The sequence below is a fragment of the Okeania sp. genome, assembly GCF_983059655.1.
In genome coordinates this window covers 1-6,103 of record NZ_CEZPJD010000476.1, presented here as the reverse complement: position 1 = coordinate 6,103, position 6,103 = coordinate 1, and the positions used below count along the sequence as shown (strand labels likewise).

The following is a 6,103-nucleotide window of genomic DNA, read 5'->3' as shown; positions in this document are numbered from 1 at the left end:
GGCAATAGCGGTCAGACCCCGCGCCGCCGCTAGGCGCAAGCGGTCGGAACCCGCGGGGTGCGTCAGACGCAAGCGGTCAGACCCCGCGTCGCCGTCAGCTCGCTTGCGGAATGCTGACCAAGAGAGGGAACGCCGACTCCTGTGAGGGAATGCTGACCAACAGAGGCAGTAGGGGGGATAAAAAGCTTATTATGTAAAACTTTTAGCTATTGGACACCTCCTGAAATTTGTAAAGCAAGCCAGCGCACATTGCTATATATGAGGAGGTAGTCGGAAAAATTTTCCCTTGATTTTTCTGCCATAATCGTCCTAAAATCTTAGCTTTGTGCAACTCTCACTACCAAAAAACTAACACTTTTTTAGATAAAAAATTCTATAACCAATATCAGTCAATGCTTTGATATTTAATTAGCAAGCCCTAGGTATCTGCCCATCGGTTGTAGTGTCGTGTCAAGCTAAATAGGAAAATGGCAAAATCTAAGCTATGCATTATTATTCTTGTCCAAAATTCTAATACAACATTTAAGGCTTGACACGCCAGTAGTTTTCCACTAACTCATCAATATTTTGACTCGAACAAATCCACTTTAACCACTTGTTTGTTTCTATCTCAGACATTCTTTTACCATTCAATATTTCATCAATGGTAGACATTCTACTTTGATTAAATCCTGAAACTTTGTGCTATTCCTAGTCCGTAGAAATGCTCAAACATTTTAGTAGGTTGTTCATTTACTACCTGAAATTTTGAAACATTTTTGTCCCTCAGATATTAATTACTGGATTTAGCAACACCAATATTTTCACTAGTTGAGATTTAGATATTAGGAGATAAGTTTTGATGTTAATTGCTCGGGTTAAGATATACTAAATATCATAAAAATTTTGTGAAAAAGGTAGGTAGATTTTATGGAATTAGCAATGCTATTGGCAAAACTGCCAGAAGCTTACTCTATTTTTGACCCGTTAGTTGATGTTTTACCAGTAATTCCTGTTTTCTTCTTGTTGTTAGCTTTTGTGTGGCAAGCAGCAGTTGGTTTTAAATAAAGACTAATCTTAAAGATAGCTATCAGTGACCATGATAATTATCGCTCGGAATTTACTCGACATAATAATTTGGAAACTGATAGCTAACTGCTTTAAGCAGTATTAATACCATTAAGTTAAATAAACCTATAAACAAAAATTTAGGTTACTCAGATTATAGATAATTTGTTTTCCAAAGTAATTTGGTGTTGCATAGTAGGAGTACAAAACTACTGTTAGGGAATAATTAATTGCTTATCTAAAATTAGTTTTTACCAATTATCCATTTAATATGCAACACTGATAATTTTTCTTGATTTAAGTCTTCTTTATACTTACTGATTACTTGAAAATTATTTGATTATCGTTAGTAAAAAAACTTAGATAAATCTAAGATCGATTACCAATAGTCTTTTGGAAAGCAGGTCTTTCAGATATACGCTTAATATAAGTCAAAACATGAGGATAAGAACTTAAATCCAACTTTAGCATCATAGGAATATAGGCTAAAATTGAACCTAAAGCTACATCTGCTACATTGAATGCTTCACCCATTAAATAAGATTGAGTCTCAAAAATTTTATTCAATGGAGTTAATAAACGAGGAGTTTCCTTTTCACGACTTGCCTCTACAAAAATTCCCGGTCCGAGAGTAGCATTAGCAAACAATACCCACTGAAAAATTTCAGCTTTCTGTTCTAAAGAATCAGGCATTTTGCCATATTTTTCTGCAACATATAACAGAATAGCTCCTGACTCCCAAAGTTTACATTCTCCATCAACAATAGCAGGAACTTTTCCCATTGGATTAATCTCTAAAAAATCTGATTTGAGATGCTCTCCTGACTGCATATCAAGAGTAATAAATTCATAATCAGCTTCTATTTCTTCAAGATACCAATGAACAATTGATGCTCGACTACGAGCACCACCATAAAGTTTTAGCACGACTATATACCTAATTTTTGAGAACTGTAATTTCTACCATTTTATCTAAGTAAATCAACAGAAATATTAAAGAACTTTGTGAGTATATTCATGTTGCTTCACATTGTCTTCTGAACTGACAATATTTTCAGCATTGAGTATCCGTTTACGCTCCAAAGAATAATTCAAATCATCACGACGAGTGCCCAGAGGAATTAAAGACTTAACTTCTGGGTGAATTTTATATGTACGAGTAGTAGCGATCGCTCTTGAGGCAAAATTATCAGAGAATTGAGCTTCAGGGGGAAAATCTTGAGGTAGTAGAGGTGTGTCCCCAGATAAGACTGCACCCAAAGTTGTCCCACAAGCCATTTGATATGAAGTAGGAATTCCTTTAACAATAGCTTCGAGAGCTGCTGAGGGTATTGGTTCAACAACTTTTACTTGAGAAACTTCACCATCTTCCTTGATAAAGCAGGTTGCCAAACCAATAACCAAATAGTCATCAGTAGATAAATCTGGGGCATTGGGATAAGCAGAAACAGTTGCCATAAGCTATTCTAATTTTTAATTCTTTAGATACGTAAGTCTTATTTTACCAACCCAGGGAACTAACCTCTCAAAAAAATCTGATACTAAAATTGAGTAAACCAAAATTTTGTGTAAAAATAAGTTTATATAAGCTACTATGGGCTATTTTTTAACTAAAAATATATTTAGGGTTTGCGCTTCACTAGTCTTTTGGCTCTTCGTAGTAGTCAGTAGTCAGGAGGAACGGGGAATTATAGAAGAGATAGTCGGGAAAATTGTCGAGCATAATTTTTCTACCATAATCGTCCCAAAATACTAGCTTTATGCAGCTCTTGCCACCAAAAAACTGACACTTTTTTAGACAAAAAAATGCTACAAGCAATATCAGTCAATGCTTTAATATTAGATCGGTCACACCCTAATTAGGGTTTGCGCTCATAAAGTTTTTTGGTAAGGGTAGGAGCCAGAATCGGTGAATCGGTGAAGTCAGGAGAAATGGGAATTATAGAAGAAATAGTCAGAAGAATAGTACCTTGATTGTTCTACCATAATCCTCCCAAAATGCTAACTTTTTGAGCATTTTAGACTGAAAACTTGCGCACTTTTTTAGACCTAAAAATTCTCAAACCTTTGTCTATAAATGCTTTGATATTTAATCAGCAAGCCCTAATTATTAATTATTAATTGTTGACCAAAAAAGAAGGTCTCAAGCCTCCCCTTTCAAGGGGATGAAAAAAATAAAGTTCAATATTTCAAGCCTCTGACTTCAGGCAGAGGTACTGATAACTGATAACTGATAACTGATAACTGAAATGACTGCCTTCTGACTTTTTCAAGGTTTAACCTCACAAAGAACTGCTAAATCCAAAGAACTCAAATTATCATAAGCTGACTCAATTACTCGTTTACCCCTCAAAGCACCAGTATTAGCACCAGGACAAATGTACTGTAGAGTCTCTTGTGAAAATCGGTCAATCAAAAATTTAACACTCTGAAGCTGTCTAGGCCAATGAAAAGTTTTAGTAATACGCAATGGCACTGGTTGCCCTTGACTATTAGGCAACAAATGACGGCCTGTAAATAAGACCCCACCATTTTCTGAATAGTATAAACAAGACGAACCAGGAGAATGACCAGGCGTCCAGAAAACAGTGATATGTTGACTTAAACTAAACTCTTGCTCAAAGGTTGTTACCTTAAGGTTAGGCAACAAATAGGCTTCCTGTTCTTGAATCAGAATCTCACAGTTGAAAACTTTTTGAATCTCTTGTGCCTTGCCAATAGCACTACGATGAGTAATATACAACCACTTTACTCCTCCGTATTCGGCTAGAAACTTTTGATTAGTTTCAATATTGGCAGGACAATCAATTAGAATGTTGGTCTTATTATCTACAATAAAATAAGAAGTTCCCCCTAAAGTATCCCGATTTGGCGAAAAGGCAAAAATATTTTCTAGGACAAACTGGGGATATTTGGAGACAAAAGGCTGTTGTGTCAAAGCAGTATTCTTAGATTAAAAATAAACTGAACTCATTAAACTATTATGCTCTTTTTATTGATTTTATTAGGGTTGATGACATACTTCATGTTACAACGCAGCGTTAGTAAAATTACTCGCACTCCTATCTGGATATTATGGCTAGTAATGATGACACCAGCTTTAATATGGACAACTTGGATGTTAATTTATGGTGAAAAGCAACTACCACCAGCATTAATTATCATTCCCTTTATTTTCTGTCCTTACTTATACTGGTTATTAGTGCAATGGGGACAGCATCAACCTAGTCAATCAGAATCAGATGGATCGAAAAAAGATAATAGTAATTCCCAGACTAAACCAAAAATATCTCCTACTCAAATTACTAATCAAACTCCACCGAAACTAACAATAGATAAAACAGAAGAAGCTAGCCTGAGAAACTGTTTTCCTTGGACAGTTTACTATCTGAGGAATCTTGAATTTAGACCTCAAGCAGTTATTTGTCGAGGTCAATTACGCTCCAACCCTGAAGAAGCTTATCAAACAGTAAGAGAAAATATAGAAGGAAAATTTGGCGATCGCTTTCTAGTAGTATTTCAAAATAGCTTTCAAGGTAAACCTTTTTTTGCTCTAGTTCCTAACCCCCGTGGCAAAAATGACCAAACTCAGATTTATCAGGAGTCTCAAAAACCTGTACTTTTGGCTTTAGGATTATTGCTAATAACTTTATTCACCACTACCTTAGTAGGAACTAGAGAAATAGTTGGTATTACTGAAGATGCCATACAATCTAACCCTAATTTATTAATCCAGGGTTTACCTTATGGAGTTGCTCTCATCCTAATTCTAGGATTACATGAATTTGGCCACTACATAACAGCTCATTTATACAAAATTCGCACTACTCTACCATATTTTATTCCGGTCCCATTTTTCTTAGGGACTTTTGGAGCATTTATTCGGATGCAAAGTCCTGTACCTAATCGTAAATCTTTGTTTGATGTGAGTATAGCAGGTCCAATTGCCGGATTAGTAGTGACAATACCACTATTAATTTGGGGTTTATCAAACTCTAACATAGTTCCTTTATCTGAGGAATCAGGAATATTATCGATCGACTCTTTAAATCCCACTTTTTCTTTTTTGTTAGCTGTATTAAGTAAGTTAGCATTAGGTACAGAATTAACTTATAACAAAGGCATAGATTTACATCCTATAGCAGTAGCAGGTTATGTAGGTTTAGTAGTAACTGCATATAATTTAATGCCTATTGGACAATTGGATGGCGGTCATATAGTACATGCAATGTTTGGTCAAAGAACTGGTATGGTTATTGGTCAAATTTCTCGGTTTTTGTTATTGCTATTAGCTTTTATAAATCAGGAATTTTTATTTCTAGCAATCTTTTTATTTTTAATGCCTCTAGCTGATGAACCTGCTCTAAATGATGTTAGCGAACTAGATAATAAACGCGACTTTTTAGGATTATTAATGCTGGGTTTATTGGTAATGATTTTATTGCCTGCACCACAGATGGTAATACAGTGGTTAAATTATTAATTAAGAAGGAAGAAGGAAGAAGGCAAAAGGAAGAAGGCAGAAGGGAAAATTAATTGTTTATGGATAGTCTTCAAGAACATAACTTGTCTATTTTATCAAACTTTATGTTAAGAAAAATGTTTGTAAAGCATCGTTGTTTTAAAGGAGTAAAAAGAAAAATTTTATTTTGAGTCAATCCTCTTTTTTAAAGGAGAGGTAGTTATTAATTATTAATTGCTGAATTCTACCAATCAAAGCTATTCATTCTGACTCCTGAATTCTGACCAAAAAATAAGGTCTCAAGCTTCCCCTTTCAAGGGGATGAAAAAGCGGTCTCCGGATGGCTCCGAAACCTGCGCCATATCCAATCAACCAAGAGAGCGGTCGCTCTTCGGAGCTTCCCGTAGGGTGGGATGGCTCCGAAACCTGCGCCATATCCAATGGACCAAGAGAAAATAAAGTTCAATATTTCAAGCCTCTGACTTTCGGTGCGGAATGCTGCGCAAACAGGCAGAGGTACTGATAACTGATAACTGAAATGACTCCTACTGATTATGACTAATTTAAAGAAGTGGAAATTATTACAATCTCGGT

6 protein-coding genes are annotated in these 6,103 nt (G+C 35.6%); 2 read left to right on the top strand and 4 right to left on the bottom strand.

Going from position 1 to position 6,103, the window contains the following annotated elements; translation table 11 throughout:
• Positions 1-522 precede the first annotated feature (522 nt).
• The gene (locus AC3DU7_RS22180; protein WP_488041474.1) at positions 523-654 is read right to left on the bottom strand and encodes a hypothetical protein; all 132 of its coding nucleotides are present in this window, start codon (positions 652-654) and stop codon (positions 523-525) included.
• 255 nt (positions 655-909) lie between these two features.
• Between AC3DU7_RS22180 and AC3DU7_RS22175 the strand changes: the two genes are divergently transcribed.
• Positions 910-1,047, top strand: a complete 138-nt coding sequence (locus AC3DU7_RS22175) for a photosystem II reaction center protein K (protein WP_293117895.1) — start codon at positions 910-912, stop codon at positions 1,045-1,047.
• Between the two features lie 369 nt (positions 1,048-1,416).
• Here the strand turns inward: AC3DU7_RS22175 and AC3DU7_RS22170 are convergent, their stop codons facing one another.
• The 3 genes from AC3DU7_RS22170 to AC3DU7_RS22160 form a co-directional block, all read right to left on the bottom strand.
• Positions 1,417-1,974 carry a glutathione S-transferase family protein gene (locus tag AC3DU7_RS22170; protein WP_488041473.1) on the bottom strand — a complete coding sequence of 186 codons (558 nt, stop codon included), beginning with the start codon at positions 1,972-1,974 and terminating at the stop codon, positions 1,417-1,419.
• A gap of 66 nt (positions 1,975-2,040) precedes the next feature.
• Entirely contained in the window at positions 2,041-2,505 is a 465-nt protein-coding gene (locus AC3DU7_RS22165) for a hypothetical protein (RefSeq protein ID WP_488041472.1), read from the bottom strand.
• Positions 2,506-3,316: 811 nt separating this feature from the next.
• Positions 3,317-3,985, bottom strand: coding sequence for an MBL fold metallo-hydrolase (locus AC3DU7_RS22160; protein ID WP_488041471.1), 669 nt, complete (start codon positions 3,983-3,985; stop codon positions 3,317-3,319).
• 45 nt (positions 3,986-4,030) lie between these two features.
• On the opposite strand from AC3DU7_RS22160, the gene AC3DU7_RS22155 reads away from it, so the two are divergent.
• Positions 4,031-5,530 carry a site-2 protease family protein gene (locus AC3DU7_RS22155; RefSeq protein ID WP_488041470.1) on the top strand — a complete coding sequence of 500 codons (1,500 nt, stop codon included), beginning with the start codon at positions 4,031-4,033 and terminating at the stop codon, positions 5,528-5,530.
• The last annotated feature ends 573 nt before the right edge of the window (positions 5,531-6,103 follow it).